Source organism: Blastococcus tunisiensis (assembly GCF_900112815.1).
Lineage (GTDB): Bacteria > Actinomycetota > Actinomycetes > Mycobacteriales > Geodermatophilaceae > Blastococcus_B > Blastococcus_B tunisiensis.
This window is the reverse complement of record NZ_FOND01000010.1, coordinates 166,944-184,432: the sequence shown is the minus strand read 5'-3', so window position 1 is coordinate 184,432 and position 17,489 is coordinate 166,944. Positions and strand designations below refer to the sequence as shown.

Below are 17,489 nucleotides of genomic sequence, written 5' to 3'. Positions count from 1 at the left end.
GCCACCTCCAGGGTGCCCGCGCGGGTGTCGAACTCCCGGGGCCGGTAGCCGTTGCGGACGTTGATCCGCTCGCTGCTGCGGGCCCCGTAATCGGCGCCGCAGACCGCGTCAGCCTCGGCACTCATCAGCGTGTCGATGAAGGTCGTGAGCATCTGGCGCAGCAGGTCCGGTGAGGCCTGGGCCAGCTGCTCGTGCAGGAAGTGGGCAGGGTCGATACTGCTCGGAGCGGTCATCGCGTGGCTCTCCTGAAGGACTGTGGAAGGTCTCCAAGAAGATCACGCGGTGGCCGCCTACACGTCTACGTCAACGCCCCTCACCGGGCCGGTCAAACACCACTCTGGTGGACGCCACTCCCCCCGGCGACGTGCACGTTCATCGGACCGTCATGCCTGAGGGGGTTCTCCGGCCCGGACGGGGGCATGGCGCAACGGTCCCCTGTCGTCCAGCCGAGGATCTCTCTTGCCGCTGCGCCCGCTCGTCCGAACCGACGGATACCTGCCCATCGAGGACCACGGGCTGATCGGCGACGGCGCGACCTGCGCCCTGGTCGGCCGGGACGGGACGATCCCCTGGCTGTGCCTGCCCGACTTCGACAGCCGCCCGTTCGTGGCCGGCCTGCTCGACGCCGAACGCGGCGGCAGCCTCGACGTCACGCCGGTGGGCCTGCAGGCCGCGGCGCAGCACTACCTGGAGGACACCGGCGTCCTCGTCACCGACCTGCAGGGGCCCGACGGCCGCCTGGAGCTGACCGACTGCATGACCCTGCGGTCGGGGGCGGACCTGGGGGAGCAGGTGCCCTCCGGCCGCGGCGAGCTGCTGCGGGTCGCGCGCGCGGTGTCCGGCAGCGTCGAGGTCGACGTCCGGCTGATCCCGTGGGACGGCGTGCAGGTGCGGCCGGAACTGGGCGCCTGGCGGCTGCGCTGGCCCGCCGACCCCGAGCTGGAGCTCTACCTGTGGTGCTCCTACGACCTCGAGGTGGGCCGCGACGGCTCGCTCCGGACCAGGGTCCGGCTGCGCGAGGGCGAGCACCTGACCCTCACCCTGCAGTGGTCGGGTCAGACCCACACCCGGGCCCGCACCGCTCCCGAGCGGCTGATCGACCAGACGGCCGCAGCCTGGCGGGCCTGGGCCGGGAACATCGACTACGCCGGTCCGCAGCGGGAGCTCGTCCGCCGCTCGGCGCTGACGCTGAAGCTCCTGGACCACGCCTCGACCGGCGCGGTGATGGCCGCGGCCACCTCGTCGCTGCCGGAGGGCATCGGCGGCGAGCGCAACTGGGACTACCGCTACACCTGGGTCCGGGACGCCGCGTTCACCACCTACGCGCTGCGCCGGATCGGGATGCGGGAGGAGGCCGACTCGTTCCTGGCCTGGACGCTGCGCAACGTCGAGCGGGACGAGCGGACCAGCATCGTCTACACGCTGGACGGGCGCCGTCCGGGGATGGAGTGGCAGGACCTCGCGCTGTCCGGGTACCGCGGCTCCGGGCCGGTCCGGTGGGGGAACGGGGCCGCGCGGCAGGTGCAGCACGACGTCTACGGCGAGCTCCTGGACGTCGCCTACCAGTGGGTGCGGGCCGGGGGAGTGGTGGGCGAGCCGCTCTGGCGGGCGCTCTGCGACCTCACCGAGCAGGCGATCGCCAACTGGCGGACGCCGGACAACGGCATCTGGGAGATCCGCGACGCCGGCCGGCCCTTCACCTACTCCGTGGCGCTGTGCCACGTGGCCGTGGACCGCGCCCTGCGGATCGCCCAGCAGGGGGGACTCCCGCATCCGGCGCAGCGGTGGCGGGAGGCGGCCGACCGGATCCGGGCCACCCTCCTGGAGGAGGCCTGGGACCCCGGGCGCGGCACGTTCACCGAGCACCTGGCGCCGGCGGGGGAGCGCAACGGCGGGGGGCTCGACGGGGCGCTGCTGACCCTGCCCCTGCGCCGGATCGTCCCGGCCGACGACCCGCGCATGGTGGCGACGACGGAGGCGGTGCGCCGGCACCTCGACGCCGGCGACGGGCTGCTCTACCGCTACCTGCACACCGAGTCGCCCGACGGGCTGTCCGGCGGTGAGGGTGCGTTCCTGCTGTGCAGCTTCTGGCTGGTGGACAACCTGACCGGCCAGGGGCGGCTGGACGAGGCGCACGCCCTGTACGACTCGCTGTGCGGGCGGGCCAACGAGCTGGGGCTGCTGGCCGAGGAGATCGACCCCGCGACGGGGGCCTTCCTCGGGAACTTCCCCCAGGCGTTCAGCCACGTGGGGGTCGTCACGAGCGGGTGGAACCTGGCCCAGGCGGAGAGGAGGCAGGCATGACGCGGTCGTTCGTCGTCCTCGGGGGGAGCGGTGACCTCACCGGCCGGCTGCTGCTGCCGGGACTGGCCGAGCTGTTCGAGGCCGGTGTCCTCGACGGAGAGGTCGACGTCCTCGCGGTGAGCCGGGAGGACTGGACCGACGAGGAGTACCGGGACTGGGCGCGCCGCCGGCTGGACGCGCACGCGGCGCACGTCCCCGAGCAGACCCGGGAGCGGGTCGTCCGCCGGCTCGGCTACGTCCGCGGCGACGTCACCGTGGCCGGGGACCTGCGGCGGGCCCTCGACCGGGTCGAGGACGTGCCGGTGGTCTACCTGGCGCTGCCGAACACCGTCTTCCGGCCGACCCTCGAGGCGCTGGCCGAGGTGGGCCTGCCGGAGGGCGGCATCGTGGCCGTGGAGAAGCCGTTCGGCCGCGACGGGGCGGACGCGCGCGAGCTGAACCGCATCCTGCACGGGATGGCGCCCGAGGACGCCGTCTTCCGCACCGACCACTTCCTGGCCAAGCAGACCGTCCTCAACGTCCTGGGCCTGCGCTTCGCCAACCGGCTGTTCGAACCGGTGTGGAACGCCGCGCACGTCGAGTCGGTGGAGATCGTGTTCGACGAGACGCTGGGGCTCGAGGGGCGGGCCGGCTACTACGACACGGCCGGTGCGCTGCGCGACATGCTGCAGAACCACCTGCTCCAGCTGCTCGCCCTCGTGGCGATGGAGCCGCCGCTGGCCGTCGACGCCGCCGGCCTGGCCGCCCGCAAGGGCGACGTGCTGCGGGCCGTCCAGCCGCCCGCCGACGTGGCCACGGGCACCGTCCGGGGCCGCTACACCGCCGGCCGCGTCGGCGACCGCGACCTGCCGGACTACGCCACCGAGGACGGGGTCGACCCGGACCGGGAGACCGAGACCTACGCCGAGTTCACCGTGACCGTGGACAACTGGCGGTGGTCGGGGGTCCCGTTCCGGCTGCGCAGCGGGAAGGCGCTCGGCGCCGACCGGCGGGAGATCGTGCTCCGGTTCCGGCCGGTGCCGCACCTGGCGTTCACCGATGAGGACCCCGAGCCCGACGTGCTGCGCATGCGCCTGGACCCCGACGGCATCGCGCTGGAGGTCAACCTCAACGGCGCCGGCGACCCCTTCGACCTGGAGCGGCGGGTCCTGGACATCGCGCTGCCCCCGGCCGGGCTCTCGGCGTACGGGCTGCTGCTGCGCGAGATGCTGGCCGGCGACGCGGCCCTGTCGATCAGCGACGTCGAGGCGGAGGAGTCCTGGCGGATCGTCGAGCCGATCCTCGCGGCCTGGGCGGCGGGCGAGGCCCCGCTGCGCGACTACCCCGCCGGCTCCGACGGCCCCCTCCCCGGCCACGATCAGGGAACCTGATCATCGAGCGTCCTCCCGCACGGTGGGCGGTGGGGGAGGACGCGCTACGGCGAGGGAGGACGCCGTCGAGTGTCGTTGCGGCGGCGTCCGTACGAGGAGGGCGGACACCGTCGAGTGTCGTTGCGGCGGCGCCCGGCTGGCTCCGACGGTCCTGAGTGAGGCGAACTCGACTCATGCGAACTCGTGGCCATCAGCGGCTGATCGCCACGAGTTCGCATGACTCGGCGGTGCGATGCTCGTGACGTCATCCCCTGCGGATCACGCCTGTCCACCAGTCTTCTCGGCTCGCCTACTGCTCTCTAGCCGGGCCGCTAGAGAGCGGTAGGCGACGTCAGAGAGCGGGACGGCGCTCGCCGAAGCGGGTGGCCTGCTCGAAGGCGTGCCCCACCTCCAGCACGCGCCGGTCCGCCCGCGGTGCCCCGATGATCTGCAGGCCGACCGGCAGGCCGTCCTCCGTGAACCCGCCCGGCACCGACAGCGCCGGGCAGCCGGTCGCGGAGATGACGGTGCAGGAGCGCATCCACTCCAGGTAGTTGTCCTGGTGGACGCCGGCGATCTCGGTGGGGTACTCGATCTCCACGGGGAACGGCAGGACCTGCGTCGTCGGGGCGAGCAGCACGTCGTACCGCTCGAAGAAGGTGACCATCCGCTCGTAGAGCGTCGTGTGCAGCTGCTCGGTCCGCGCGAGGTCGCGGCCGGTCAGCGCCGCCCCCTTCGCCGCGTTCCAGCGGATCGACTCCTTGACCTGGTCCGGGTGGCGGGCGGCGAGGTCGCTGAACGACGAGTCGAACAGCCAGGCCCGCAGCGTCCCGAACACCTCGTCCGCGCCGGAGAGATCGGGGCAGGCCTCCTCCACCGTCGCGCCGAGGGACTCCAGGACGCCCACGGACGGCGCCAGCACGGCCGTGATCGCCGGGTCGACGGTCACCCGGCCGCCCAGGTCGGGCGCCCAGGCAACCCGGAGCCCGTCCAGCCGCTCGAGGAGGGGGGCGACGAAACCGGCCGGGTCGTCCGCGAGGGAGATCGGCACCCGGCGGTCGGGCCCGGCGAGCACGGACAGCTGCAGCGCCACGTCGGCGACGGTGCGCCCCATGGGGCCCTGCACCGACAGCTGCGACCAGGCCATCGGCGCCGGCCAGGTGGGCACCCGGCCGGGCGTCGGCCGCAGTCCGACCACGTTGCAGAAGGCGGCCGGGTTGCGCAGCGACCCGCCCATGTCGCTGCCCTCGGCCAGCGGCACGAAGCCGGCGGCCAGCGCCGCGGCCGCGCCACCCGAGGACCCGCCCGCCGACAGGCCGTGCCGGTAGGGGTTGTGCGTGGCCCCGAACAGCGGGTTGAACGTGTGCGACCCGGCGGCGAACTCCGGCACGTTGGTCTTCCCGACGCGGATCGCGCCGGCCGCGACGGAGCGGGCGACGACCAGCTCGTCGCGCTCCGGCACCGTGTCGGCGTGCAGGGGTGAGCCCCACGTCGTCCGCATGCCGCCGGTGGCGTGGGTGTCCTTGTGCGCGATCGGCAGGCCGTGCAGCGGGCCGACGGGCCGCCCCGCCGCCAGGGCCGCGTCCGCGGCGTCGGCCGCGGCGCGCGCACCCTCGGCGTCGAGGGTGACCACGGCGTTCACGCCCGGGTCCAGCCGCTCGATGCGCGTCAGGTGGGCGTCGAGCAGCTCGCGGGCGGAGATCTCGCGGGTGCGCAGCAGCGCGGCCAGCTCGGTGGCCGGTCGGAAGCACAGGTCGTCGCTCACCCGCCGAGCCTGTCATGCCCTCCCGGACGGACCGCACCGTGTCATGACCTGCCCGTTCCCGGGCCCGGGTGGCCGACCACGTTGATCACCGTGCCGTCCGGGGCCCGGACGAAGAACCGGCGCACACCCCACGGCTCCGTGGTGAGGGGGTGCACGATCTCGTAGCCGAGCTCCACCGCCTCCGCGTGGGCGCCGTCGACGTCGTCCGTCGTCACCGAGATGACGGGGTCCTCGGGCGCCGTGGCGTCGCGGGTCACGAGCTGGAGGTGCGCGCCGGTCTCCGGAGACGTGTAGCGCGCCATCCAGCCCAGGGTGAACTCCTCGGTGCTCAGGCCGAGGAAGCCGGTGTAGAAGCCCTTTGCCGCCTCGAGGTCGGCCACCCTGAGGTCGGCGATGATGCGAGTGGGGTGCATGCGGTCATCCTCCTCCGGCGCGTCAGCGGGAGCATGTGCCCGCGCACCGGGGTCTGTCCACGGGGCCGCCTGCGCGGGGCGAGGACGTCCGGGGAACGATGGAGCGCGATGGACGGCGAACGAGACACCAGCGGGGACGGCCCGACCTTCGAGGACCTGGGGCTGCGCCCGGAGCTGCTGGCGGCGCTGGGCGCGCTGGGCTACGAGGAGCCCACACCGATCCAGGCGGAGGCCATCCCGCCCCTGGTCGGCGGCCGGGACCTGCTGGGTCAGGCCGCCACCGGCACCGGGAAGACCGCCGCGTTCGCGCTGCCGGTGCTGCAGCACCTGACCGCGCACCGCCGGGACCGGCCGCCGGCCGCGCTCGTGCTGGTGCCCACCCGCGAGCTCGCCGTCCAGGTGTCGGAGGCGCTGCACCGCTACGGCAAGGACCTCGGTGCCCGCGTCCTCCCCGTGTACGGCGGCGCGCCGATCGTGCGGCAGCTGCGCAGCCTCGAGCACGGGGTCGACGTCGTCGTCGCGACGCCGGGACGGGCGCTGGACCTGCTCAACCGCGGGAGCCTGCAGCTGGGCGAGGTGGCCACCGTGGTCCTCGACGAGGCCGACGAGATGCTGGACATGGGCTTCGCCGAGGACCTGGAGGCGATCCTCGACGAGACGCCGGAGCAGCGGCAGACCGTGCTGTTCTCCGCCACGATGCCCCGGCGGCTGGACTCCCTGGCCCGGCGGCACCTGTCCGACCCCGTGCGGATCACCATCGCCCGGGAGAAGGCGGCGGCGGGGGAGGCGCCGCGGGTGCGCCAGACCGCCTACGTCGTGCCGCGGGCGGCCAAGCCCGCGGCGCTCGGCCGGATCCTGGACATCGAGGCGCCGACGGCGGCGATCGTGTTCTGCCGCACCCGCGAGGAGGTCGACTCGCTCACCGAGACCCTCAACGGCCGCGGCTACCGCGCCGAGGCGCTGCACGGCGGGATGAGCCAGGAGCAGCGCGACCGGGTGATGGGCCGACTGCGCGGGGGGACGGCGGACCTGCTGGTCGCCACCGACGTCGCCGCGCGGGGTCTGGACATCGACCAGCTGACCCACGTCGTCAACTACGACGTCCCGTCGGCGCCGGAGTCGTACGTGCACCGCATCGGGCGGGTGGGCCGGGCCGGGCGGGAGGGCGTGGCGATCACCCTCGCCGAGCCGCGCGAGCACCGGATGCTCAAGACGATCGAGCGGGTCGCCGGCAGCCCGATCTCGGTGCAGACCGTGCCGACCGTCGCCGACCTGCGCGCCCGGCAGCTCGACCTCACCCGAGGTGCGCTGCGGGAGAGCCTGCTGAGCGACGACCTGGACCGTTTCCGCGTCGTCGTCGAGACGCTCGCCGACGAGTTCGACCTCATGGAGGTCGCCCTCGCCGCGGTGAAGCTGGCCCACGAGGCCGGGGGAGCGGCCGACGACGACGAGGAGATCCCGCAGGTCGGCTTCCGCCCCGACTCCGGCAAGGCGCCCCGCGCCGGCAGCGGGCGGGACGCCGGGGGGAAGCCGCGGCGGTCGGCGGGTGGCCCGGCGGCGCGGCTGTTCGTGGGCCTGGGCCGCGAGGCGGGGATCCGGCCGGGCGACCTCGTGGGGGCGATCACCGGGGAGACCGGGCTGACCGGACGCGACATCGGCGCCATCGAGATCCACCAGCGGTTCGCGCTGGTGGAGGTGCCGGAGCCGGCGGCGAACGAGGTGATCGGTGCCCTCAAGGCCACGATGATCAAGGGCCGGAAGGCCACCGTCCGCCGCGACAAGGCCTGAGAGGACCCCTGTCAGGGGGCGTCAGAAGCCCGGCGGGACCACGGTCGGGCCGGCCTCGGGCGGCCGGGGGCGGTCCTGCGGGTGCAGCCGGACGGCGACCAGCGCGACGTCGTCCTCGGGGCGGCCGTGCACGAGGCGCTCGAGCAGCTCGTCGAGCATCTCCTGCAGCGGCAGGTCGGCCAGCTCGATCAGCGCGTCCCGCAGCCGGACCAGGCCGGCGTCCAGGTCGGCGTCCCGGCGCTCGATGAGGCCGTCGGTGTAGAGCAGCACGGTCGCGCCCCGGTCCAGCGTGACCACCGACTCCCGCCGGTTGGCCTCGGCGTCCACGCCGAGCAGCAGGTCGCCGCGCCAGCTGGCGAGCTCGGCCACGCTCCCGTCCGGGTTGACCACCAGGGGCGGGAGGTGGCCGGCGTTCGCCCAGCGCATCCGCGTGACGCCCCGGCGCAACTCGTCGGGGGTCTGCTCGAACCGGGCGATCGCCGCGGTCGCCAGCGTCCTCGTGCGCAACGTGGACATGGAGGCGTCCAGCCCGCGGAGCACCTCCACCGGGCCGGCGTCGCTGTACGTCGCGATCCCGCGGAGCAGGCCGCGCAGCTGCCCCATGGCCGCGGCGGCCTCCGTGTCGTGGCCGACGACGTCGCCGATGACGAGCATCGTGCTGCCGCCGGGCTGCAGGAAGGCGTCGTACCAGTCCCCGCCGACGCGGGCGGCCTCGGCCGCGGGCAGGTACCGGACGGCGATCTCCGCGTGGTCGGGCTCCGGTGGCTCGGTGAGCAGGCTGCGCTGCAGCCCCTCGGCCAGCTGCTGCTGTGCGGTGTAGAGCCGGGCGTTGTCCAGGGCCAGGCCGGCGCGGTCGGCGACGTCCTGGGCGGTGGCCAGGTCCTCCTCGGCGACCGCCGTCCCGGGCCGGAAGTAGAGGGTCAGCAGGCCCAGGATGCGTCCGCGGCCGCGCATCGGGAGCACCACGGCGCTGTGCGGATCGAGCAGCCGCACCAGGTCCTGGGCCTCGCCGGAGGGGAGCATGTCCCGCACGGTCTCGCTGCGCTCCCGGATCGACTCCCCGCTGACCAGCACCCGGGCGACCGGGGACACGGTCGGCATCGCGTCCAGCCGCACCGCGGCGTACCGCTCCAGCACCGGGCGCGACGCCGGGTCGGTGTGCCACGACGCGACGTCGCGGGGCCTGCCGTCGGGGTCGACGAGGGTGACGATGCAGAAGTCGGCCAGGGCCGGGACGACGACCCGGGGGAGGTGGCCGACGGTGGCCGGCGCGTCCAGGGTGCCGGCGAGCTCGGTGCTGACCTGGGCCAGGAGTGCGAGCCGGCGTGCCGAGCGCTCTGCCCGGTCCTGCATCCGCCGCCGCTCGGTGACCTCGAGGAAGTACACGGAGAGGCCGTCCGGTGTCGGCCAGGCGCGCAGCTCGTACCAGCCGTCGAGCGGGGCGGGGTAGTACGCGTCGAACGACACCGGCTCCCCGGTGCGGACGGCGTTGCGGTAGCTGTCCTCGAAGACGCTGTTGACCGCCGCGGGGAAGGCCTCCCAGATGACCCGGCCGAGCAGGTCGTCCCGGGTGCTGGCCAGCAGCCGCTCACCCTCCGCGTTGACGTGGGTGAACCGCCACTCGCGGTCGAGGCTGTAGAAGCCCGCGGGCATGGCCTCGAGCACGCGGGTGACCAGGGCGGCCCCCTCGCGGGCGCCGGTGGTGTCGTAGGCGGCGCCCAGGACGCGCACCGCCGCGCCGGTGGCACCCGCGAGGGCCCGCCCGCGGGCGTGCACCCAGCGGGTCTCGCCGTCGGGGCGGACCACCCGGTACTCGGCGTCGTACTCGCCGACGGTCGCGATGCACTGCTGGAGGGCCTCGGTGACCCGCTCGAGGTCGTCGGGGTGCAGCCGCGCGTTGAACGCCTCGATGGTCTGCTCGAACGTCGCGGTGTCGTACCCGAACATGGTGATCAGCTGGTCGTCCCAGGACAGCCGCCCGCTGGTCAGGTCCCAGTCGAACGTGCCGATGCCGGCCGCGTCGATCGCCAGTCCCCAGCGCAGCCGGTCGTTCTCGTACTGCTGGACGAGAGCGGAGAGCTCCAGCTCGGTGACGGCCGAATCGGCCAGCTGGCGCAGGGTGGCGATGTCGGACTCCGACCACGCGCGGGGGTCCGGGCCGAACACGCAGAGCGCCCCGATGGGGAGGCCCCCCGACGTGGTCAGCGGGGTGCCGAGGTACGCGCCGACCTGACCGGAGGTCACCGGCGGCAGCTCGCGCACCCGGTCGTCGGTCCGCGCATCGGCGACGACGAGCGGGCCGGTGCCCGCCGCCGTCACCGTGCAGAGCGACTCCTCGAGAGGGCCCTCGCTGCCCACGACACCGGCGGGCAGACCCGCACCGGCGGCGACCAGCTGGACGTCGGTCAGCAGCGAGATCTGGGTGCCGGGCGTCCCGAGCAGCCGGCCGGCGAGCTCGGACAGCCGGTCCAGGGCGTTGCTCCCACGGGTCGCGGGCCGCAGCCGCCGCGCCTCGTCCGACCGGGCGGGATCGCGGCGCAGCTCCGCGGCCGCCCGCGCGCCGGATTCCGGGTACCCGGCGAGCGTCCGGTCTGCCGTTCGGTCCACATCGCCCTTCCGCCCCGGCGCAACCGAGGTGTGCGAGAAGTACCGGCCGGTGGTTGGACCCGCACCCCTGTCGGCACAGTTATTGCACGCCGGATCCGTTGGACGCAACCAACCGCGGGGAAGGTCACGGCCCGGACGTGGCCGGACGGCGTCAGGGAGCAGGGACGACGAGCGTCAGGGCCGGCCCGCCGTCATGTTCCACGTGCAACCCCGCCCGCCTCAGCAGCCTCCGCAGGCCCACCACGTCACCCGGCTCCGCGGTGGACGAGGCGAGCAGCCGGGCGACCCGGCCCTTGTGCGCCTTGTTGAAGTGGCTGACCACCGAGCGGCTGCCGTCCGGGCGTTCGCTGAGCACGTCGAGGGTCACCGCACCCGGTGCGGGGGCGAGCGCGGCGTAGGAGCCGCTGCGCAGATCGACGACCAGGTCCTCGACGGCGGCCAGGACGGGGGCGAGCGCCGGCCGCCACAGCGTGCGCAGGGTCGGCAGGCCCGGGAGGGCCGACCCGGCGGAGAGCCGGTAGGCCGGGATGGGGTCGTCCCCTGCGACCAGCCCGAACAGGGCCGAACCGACGGCCAGCCGGCGTCCGGCCCGGGCGCGCTGGGCGCGGGTCATCGAGCCGACGTCCAGGGCTTCGTAGAGGACCCCGGTGTAGCGCTCCAGCGCCGGCCGGGTGGGGCCGGTCCACAGCTCGGCGTTGCGGGCGATCTCGGCGTCCTGCCGCGGGGAGAGGCCGAGGGCGGCGCGGGAGGCAGGGACGTCACCGGCGAGCTTTCCCACCGCCTCGACGACCTCGGTCCGCACCTCGGTGAGCTCGGGCGCGGTCAGCACGCCCAGATCGAGCGGCGGGCCGTCGCCGCCCGGCGCCTTGGTCTCCGAGGGGGGAAGCAGGATCAGCACGGCAGGTCCGCGAGGTCGACGACCACCGGGGCGTGGTCGCTGGCGCCCTTGCCCTTGCGCTCCTCGCGGTCGATGCGGGCGCCGGTCACCCGGGCGGCCAGCGCGGGGTTGCCCAGCACGAAATCGATCCGCATGCCCTCGCGTCGCGGGAAGCGCAGCTGCGTGTAGTCCCAGTAGGTGTAGACGCCCGGCCCCGGGGTGTACGGGCGGACCACGTCGGTGTACCCGGCGTCGACGACCGCACGGAACGCCGCCCGCTCGGGTGGCGACACGTGCGTCGAGTGCGCGAACACGGCCATGTCCCAGACGTCGTCGTCCTCGGGGGCGATGTTCCAGTCACCGACGAGCGCGACCGGGATGTCGGGGGCGTCGGCCAGCCAGCCGGCCCCCGCGGTCCGCAGGGCCGCGAGCCAGTCCAGCTTGTACTGCAGGTGCGGGTCGGCCAGCGTCCGGCCGTTGGGCACGTACAGGCTCCACACCCGCACACCGCCGCAGGTGGCGCCGAGGGCGCGTGCCTCGGGAGCGGGCGCGACGCCGTCCTTCGCCGACCAGGACGGCATGCCGGGGAAACCGACCTCGACGTCGTCGATGCCGACGCGGGACAGGATCGCGACCCCGTTCCACTGCGAGTGACCCACGTGCGCGACCTCGTAGCCCAGCGCGCTGAAGACCATCTCCGGGAACTGGTCGTCCCGGCACTTGGTCTCCTGCAGCGCCAGCACGTCGACGTCGGAACGATCCAGGAAGGCGGCCACCCGGTCGGCGCGGGAGCGGATCGAGTTCACGTTCCAGGTCGCCAGGCGCATGAGGTCATGGTGTCCTGTCGTGCCGAGTGGAGGCCCGCAGGGTCTCCGGGCAGGCGCGACGGACACGCTCGACGCAGCCGGCCGATACCGCGGCCACGTGCCTCTCGCTCTGCGACGAGCCCCGGCGGACCTTCGCTTCTCGGGGAGCCCTGCGGGCCCCCGCTCGTCGCTCGAGACGTGACAGTCCTCGGGGAACCCTCCGGGCCCCCGCTCGGACTCTCACACCTGGACGGGGGTCTCCCCCTTGGCGGCCATGCGGGCGCGCAACCGCTCGCGGCTCTCGACGAACTTGGTCGCCTGGGCGTCGAGGCCGGCCAGGAAGGTGGCCAGCTGCTCGCGGGCCTGCTCCCCCTCGGGACCGAGGTCGCTGCGTTCGAAGACCTTCCAGGTCCGCAGGATCGGGGCGACCACCTCGTCGTGGTGCAGGCGCAGGTCGTAGATGCCGGCCTTGGCGATGATGGTCGAGTTCTTCCGGAAGTTCGCCATGTTCGCGCCGGGCATCTCGAAGTTCATCACCTCGGTGGCGACGGCCTTCATCATCTCGTCCGGGTCGATGTCGAACGCCGCGGTGACGAGGTTCCGGTAGAAGATCATGTGCAGGTTCTCGTCGGTGGCGATGCGGGCCAGCAGCTTGTCCGCGACCGGGTCCCCGGTGGCCCGCCCGGTGTTGCGGTGCGAGACGCGGGTGGCCAGCTCCTGGAAGGAGACGTAGGCGACGGCCTCCAGCGGCGTCTTGTCCCCGGAGTCGTAGCCGGTGGTCATGTAGTCCATCCGCGCCCGCTCCAGCTCGACCGGGTCGACGCCGCGGGTGACCACGAGGTAGTCGCGCAGCGCGACGCCGTGCCGCCCCTCCTCCGCCGTCCAGCGGCCCACCCACTGGCCCCAGGCGCCGTCCCGCCCGAAGCGGGTGGCGATCTCGCGGTGGTAGCTCGGCAGGTTGTCCTCGGTGAGCAGGTTCACGAACATCGCGGCCTTGGCGGTCTCGTCCAGCCGGCTCTGCTCGGGCGACCAGTCCTCACCGCCGAGGAAGGCGAAGTTCCGGCCCTCGTCCCACGGCACGTAGTCGTGCGGATGCCACTCCTTGGCCATCCTGATGTGGCGGTCGAGGTTCTCCGCGACCACGGGCTCGAGCTCGGTCAGCACGGCTGCCTGCGGGGGTGTCTGGGGCATCGGGACCTCCGGGTCGACTCGACCTACGCAGACGTAACCTACGCCGCGGAACCTTCGGTCGTGCTCTGCGAGGAGTGCCCCGCCCGGCCCCGGGCTACCCGTCGTCGGACCATCGGCCGGTGCGCCGTCGCGGCCGCCCTCGCCCGTCCACGGGACGCTCCGATCTGCCGGCGGTGCGATCATGGGGGCATGGCCGGGCAGCGCAGGAGCGGGGGCGACGCATGAGCGGCGGTCCCGGCTCCCCTCCGGACGTCCCACGACAGGGGTCCGGAGCGCGCCGGACCCCAGCCGCCGCGGACCGTCGCGAGCGGAGCACGGGCTCCGCCATCGGCCTGTCCGTGCTGAACGCGATCCTGCCCGGCACGGCGTTCCTCGCCGCGGGCCGCCGGGTCCTCGGCGCGGTCACCCTCGTGGTCCTGCTGGCCCTCGCGGGCGGTGCGGTGTGGCTGGCGACCGGGGGCCGGCGGACGGCGTTGCAGGCGGCCGTCGACACCGACCAACTGCTGTGGATCGTGGCGGGCGTGGGCCTCATCGCCCTGCTCTGGGCCGCGGTGGTGGTCGCGGGGGTCGTGCTGCTCTTCTCCCGGCGACGCCGCGCGCTCGGCGCGCTGGTGGCCACCGTGCTCGTCGCGGCGGTCGCGGTGCCCGCGGTCTGGGCGGGTCAGCTCGCCCTCACCCAGCGGGACCTCATCGCGGGCGTGTTCGACGACGGCGACTCCGCCACGGTCGAGGAGACCCCGGATCCCTTCGGCGACAAGGAACGGGTCAACGTCCTGCTGCTCGGCGGCGACGGTGGGGTGGGGCGCGAGGGCGTCCGCACCGACACCGTCATCGTGGCCAGCATCGACACCGACACCGGGGACACGGTGCTGTTCAGCCTGCCCCGCAACCTCCAGGACCTGCCCTTCCCGGAGGACAGCCCCCTGGCGGACGTCTACCCCGACGGGTTCGAGGGCGCGAACGAGTCCGACAGCCTGCTCAACGCCGTCTACCGCACCGGGCCGGAGTGGTACCCCGGCATCCTGGGCCCGACCGACGACCCCGGCGCCGACTTCCTCAAGCTCGGCGTCGGCGAGGCGCTCGGCCTCTCCATCGACTACTACGTCCTGGTCAACCTCGAGGGCTTCAGCCGGCTGATCGACGCCCTCGGCGGCATCACGGTGAACGTCAACTACTACGTGCCCATCGGCGGCGAGCCGAGCCTGGGCATCTTCCCCGACGCCTACATCGCCCCGGGGCCGGACCAGCATCTGGACGGCGCCCGGGCGCTCGACTTCGCCCGTGGCCGGTTCGGCATGTCCGACTACGACCGGATGGCGCGCCAGCGGTGCACCATCCAGGCGATCATCGACGCCGCCGACCCGATGACCCTGCTCCGGCAGTACCAGCGGCTCGCCGCCACGACGCAGGACATCATCAGCACCGACATCCCGAGGTCGGCGCTCGACGACTTCGTCGACCTGGCCTTGCTCGTCCAGGACGCCTCGATCACCAGCGTCGTCTTCGATCCTTCCGTCATCGACCCCGCCTATCCGGACTACGACCGGATCCGGGAGATCGTCGACGAGGCGATCGCCCCCGCTCCGCCGCCCGGTGGCGCGACGCCGCCGGCCGACCCCGCGGAGGAGCCGGCGCTCCCGAGCGAGCCGGCCGGGCCGGCCGACGGGCCGGGAACCGAGGAGCCGACGGCCGACGACCCGGTGGCCGACCTCGGGGACGCCTGCGCGTACGACCCGCAGCAGGCCGCGGCCGCCCGGGCGGAGGGTCAGCCGCCGACCCGCGACGACTGACGGCGCGACCCGCGACGGTCAGCCCAGGGCGATGTCGCGTCGCCGGAAGCCGCCGAAGCCGGCGGCCAGGAGGGCCACGGCGACGGCGGCCAGCCCCACGAGGGGGGCGAGTGTCCACTCCTCGAGCGGCAGCGTGGGGATCCAGTTGATCGGGGAGAGGTCGCCGACCCAACCCGGCCAGTCGAACGACTCGGCGAACATCGTGATCAGCAGGAACAGGCCCACCGCCGTCCACGCCACCGTCGTCGCCAGACGGGGGAGCAGGCCGAACAGGGCGACGGCCACCCCGGCCACGACCCAGATGGCCGGCACGTAGGACACCGCGGCCCCGACCATCCGGCCGAGAGCGGCTGCCTCCCCGGTCTGCGCGACGCGCACCAGCCCGGTGGTCAGCCCGGATGCGGTGATCGCCAGCGCCGAGCCCGCCAGGGCGACGGCGACGTGGCTGCCCAGCCAGGCGGCCCGGCTGGTGCCGGTGGCGAGCAGCACCTCGGCCCGGTCGCCCGACTCCTCGGCCCTGGCCCGGAGCACGGCCGACACCGCGTAGGCCGAGGCGAGCAGCGCGGTGATGGCGAACGTCGTGCCGAGGTAGGCGTCGACGAGCTGGTCGACGTCCGGGTTCCCGAACATGGCCAGCGCCTGCTCGTTCTCGCCGATGAGCGTCTCGACGGACTCGGCCAGCGCGCCGTACACCACCCCCAGCAGCGCCAGCCCCGCCGTCCACGCGATCAGCGCTCCGCGGTGCAGCCGGACGGCCAGCCCGAGCGGGGAGAGCAGGCCCCGCCGGGCGGTGGGCCGCCCGGGGCGCGGCTGGACGAGCCCCGAGCCCAGGTCCCGGCGATCGAGCAGCGCGAAGCCAGCGACGACGAGGCCCGCGGCCACGACGAGGCACAGCAGCAGCGGGGCGACGGCGTCGTCGCTGAAGGGGTGCGTGGCCTGCGCCCACCCGACCGGCGAGGTCCACACCACCCAGTTGCCCTCGATGTCGCCGATGGCCCGCAGTACGAACGCGACCGCGAACAGGCCCCCGACCAGGCCGTAGACCCCGCGGGTGTGGCCGGTGGCCTGCACGGCGACGGCGGTGACCCCGGTGAACACCAGACCGCACGCGGCCACCGAGGCGCCCAGCACGAAGGACCCCGGGGCCGGCAGCCCCGACGCCGTCGTGGCCACACCGATGGTCAGCGCCAGGACGACGCATGCCAGCGCCGCGAGGAGGACGGCGGCCAGCAGGGGCGCGTGCCGGCCGACGCGCGCCGAGCGCAGCAGTTCCGTGCGGCCGGCCTCCTCGTCCGCGCGGGTGTGCCGGGTGACGGTGAACATCGCCATGAGCGCGGCGATCAGCATGACGGTCGCGGAGATCTCGAAGGCCACGGCACCGGCCACGGTGTCCAGCCCGACCGGGGGGCCGGCCAGCGCGATGGTCGCCGCGTTGCTGCCGACCGACGCCCGGTAGGCGGCCAGGTCGGCGGCGGTGTCGTAGAGGGCCTGGCTGGAGACCGACTGCGTGACGACCATGAAGGTGCCGACGGCGATCCAGACCGGCAGCCGTAGCCGGTCCCGCCGCAGGGCGAAGCGGAAGAGCCGGCCGGTCCCGGTCAGCGTGCCCGACCCGCTGCTCATGGCCGCCCCGCCTCCTGCGCGACCGGCACGCCGTCCTCGGCGAGCTCGTCGCCGTAGTGGCGCAGGAACAGCTCCTCCAGCGTCGGTGGGGTGCTCGTCAGGCCGCGCACCCCCAGGCCGGCGAGGTGCCGGAGCACGCCGTCCAGCGCGTCGGTGTCGACGTCGAAGGACACCCGGCCGTCGTCGTGCCGCAGGTCGTGCACCCCCGGGAGCGCGCCGACGCCGTCGGCCGGGCGCTCGGTCTCCACGACCATGGACATCCGGGTGAGGTGGCGCAGCTCGGCCAGGGTGCCGCTCTGCACGGTGCGGCCGAGCCGGATGATGCTCACCCGGTCGCAGAGGGCCTCGGCCTCGGCGAGGATGTGGCTGGACAGGAGCACCGTGCGGCCCTCGGCGCGCACCTCGCGGATGCACTCCTGGAACACCGCCTCCATGAGCGGGTCCAGCCCCGAGGTGGGCTCGTCGAGGACGAGGAGCTCGGCGTCGGAGGCCAGCGCCGCCACGAGGGCGACCTTCTGCCGGTTGCCCTTGGAGTAGGTGCGCGCCTTCTTCCGCGGGTCGAGGTCGAAGCGTTCGAGCAGTTCGGCGCGGCGCCGCGGGTCGAGACCACCGCGCAGCGCGCCGATCAGGTCGATGGCCTCGCCGCCGCTGATGCTCGGCCACAGGGTCACGTCGCCCGGCACGTAGGCGAGCCGGCGGTGCAGCGCGACGGCGTCGCGCCAGGGATCGCCGCCGAGCAGCTCGCTCCGGCCGCCGTCGGGGCGCAGCAGGCCCAGCAGCACGCGGATGGTCGTGGACTTCCCGGAGCCGTTCGGGCCCAGGAACCCGTGCACCTCACCCGTGGCGACCTCGAGGTCGAGGCCGTCCAGGGCGCGGGTGGCGCCGAAGGTCTTCACCAGGCCGGAGACGGAGATGGCTGTGGTCACGTCGGCTGAACCTACACTTCTTTCACAAAGTTGTGAACGTCATTGCATCA

The 17,489-nt window shown here is 74.1% G+C and carries 13 protein-coding genes; 4 read left to right on the top strand and 9 right to left on the bottom strand.

Annotation, left to right across the window (positions count from 1 at the left end; all coding sequences use genetic code 11):
• Window positions 1-233, bottom strand: a 233-nt coding sequence (locus BM142_RS14375) for a transposase (protein WP_175527272.1), incomplete at its 3' end; no start/stop codon positions are given.
• A 226-nt stretch (window positions 234-459) separates the two neighbouring features.
• On the opposite strand from BM142_RS14375, the gene BM142_RS14370 reads away from it, so the two are divergent.
• Window positions 460-2,304: a glycoside hydrolase family 15 protein gene (locus BM142_RS14370; RefSeq protein WP_092200003.1), complete on the top strand. Its 1,845-nt coding sequence runs from the start codon at window positions 460-462 to the stop codon at window positions 2,302-2,304.
• Window positions 2,301-3,674 (top strand): glucose-6-phosphate dehydrogenase, encoded by a 1,374-nt coding sequence (locus BM142_RS14365; RefSeq protein ID WP_092199999.1) that lies wholly within the window; start codon window positions 2,301-2,303, stop codon window positions 3,672-3,674. The genes BM142_RS14370 and BM142_RS14365 overlap by 4 nt, the downstream gene beginning before the upstream one ends.
• Before the next feature lie 331 nt (window positions 3,675-4,005).
• On the opposite strand, the gene BM142_RS14360 is transcribed toward BM142_RS14365, so the two are convergent.
• A complete protein-coding gene (locus BM142_RS14360) occupies window positions 4,006-5,418 on the bottom strand; it encodes an amidase (RefSeq protein ID WP_092199996.1) in 1,413 nt (470 codons plus the stop codon).
• A gap of 41 nt (window positions 5,419-5,459) precedes the next feature.
• Window positions 5,460-5,831, bottom strand: a complete 372-nt coding sequence (locus tag BM142_RS14355) for a VOC family protein (protein WP_092199993.1) — start codon at window positions 5,829-5,831, stop codon at window positions 5,460-5,462.
• 108 nt (window positions 5,832-5,939) lie between these two features.
• Between BM142_RS14355 and BM142_RS14350 the strand changes: the two genes are divergently transcribed.
• Complete coding sequence (locus tag BM142_RS14350) at window positions 5,940-7,619, top strand: DEAD/DEAH box helicase (RefSeq protein ID WP_092199990.1); 1,680 nt, start codon at window positions 5,940-5,942, stop codon at window positions 7,617-7,619.
• A gap of 21 nt (window positions 7,620-7,640) precedes the next feature.
• Here the strand turns inward: BM142_RS14350 and BM142_RS14345 are convergent, their stop codons facing one another.
• From BM142_RS14345 to BM142_RS14330, 4 genes are all read right to left on the bottom strand, one after another.
• The gene (locus BM142_RS14345) at window positions 7,641-10,226 is read right to left on the bottom strand and encodes a SpoIIE family protein phosphatase (RefSeq protein ID WP_092199988.1); all 2,586 of its coding nucleotides are present in this window, start codon (window positions 10,224-10,226) and stop codon (window positions 7,641-7,643) included.
• A gap of 151 nt (window positions 10,227-10,377) precedes the next feature.
• Window positions 10,378-11,124, bottom strand: a complete 747-nt coding sequence (yaaA, locus tag BM142_RS14340; RefSeq protein WP_092199985.1) for a peroxide stress protein YaaA — start codon at window positions 11,122-11,124, stop codon at window positions 10,378-10,380.
• A complete protein-coding gene (locus tag BM142_RS14335) occupies window positions 11,118-11,930 on the bottom strand; it encodes an exodeoxyribonuclease III (protein WP_092199983.1) in 813 nt (270 codons plus the stop codon). Before BM142_RS14335 ends, yaaA begins: the two co-directional genes overlap by 7 nt.
• Before the next feature lie 219 nt (window positions 11,931-12,149).
• Window positions 12,150-13,100 carry an acyl-ACP desaturase gene (locus BM142_RS14330; protein ID WP_092199980.1) on the bottom strand — a complete coding sequence of 317 codons (951 nt, stop codon included), beginning with the start codon at window positions 13,098-13,100 and terminating at the stop codon, window positions 12,150-12,152.
• 338 nt (window positions 13,101-13,438) lie between these two features.
• Between BM142_RS14330 and BM142_RS14325 the strand changes: the two genes are divergently transcribed.
• Window positions 13,439-14,890: an LCP family protein gene (locus BM142_RS14325; RefSeq protein WP_254790947.1), complete on the top strand. Its 1,452-nt coding sequence runs from the start codon at window positions 13,439-13,441 to the stop codon at window positions 14,888-14,890.
• Window positions 14,891-14,908: 18 nt separating this feature from the next.
• Here the strand turns inward: BM142_RS14325 and BM142_RS14320 are convergent, their stop codons facing one another.
• Window positions 14,909-16,513 carry an ABC transporter permease gene (locus BM142_RS14320; RefSeq protein ID WP_092199974.1) on the bottom strand — a complete coding sequence of 535 codons (1,605 nt, stop codon included), beginning with the start codon at window positions 16,511-16,513 and terminating at the stop codon, window positions 14,909-14,911.
• Window positions 16,510-17,439: an ABC transporter ATP-binding protein gene (locus BM142_RS14315; RefSeq protein ID WP_092199971.1), complete on the bottom strand. Its 930-nt coding sequence runs from the start codon at window positions 17,437-17,439 to the stop codon at window positions 16,510-16,512. The genes BM142_RS14320 and BM142_RS14315 overlap by 4 nt, the downstream gene beginning before the upstream one ends.
• Window positions 17,440-17,489: the final 50 nt, after the last annotated feature.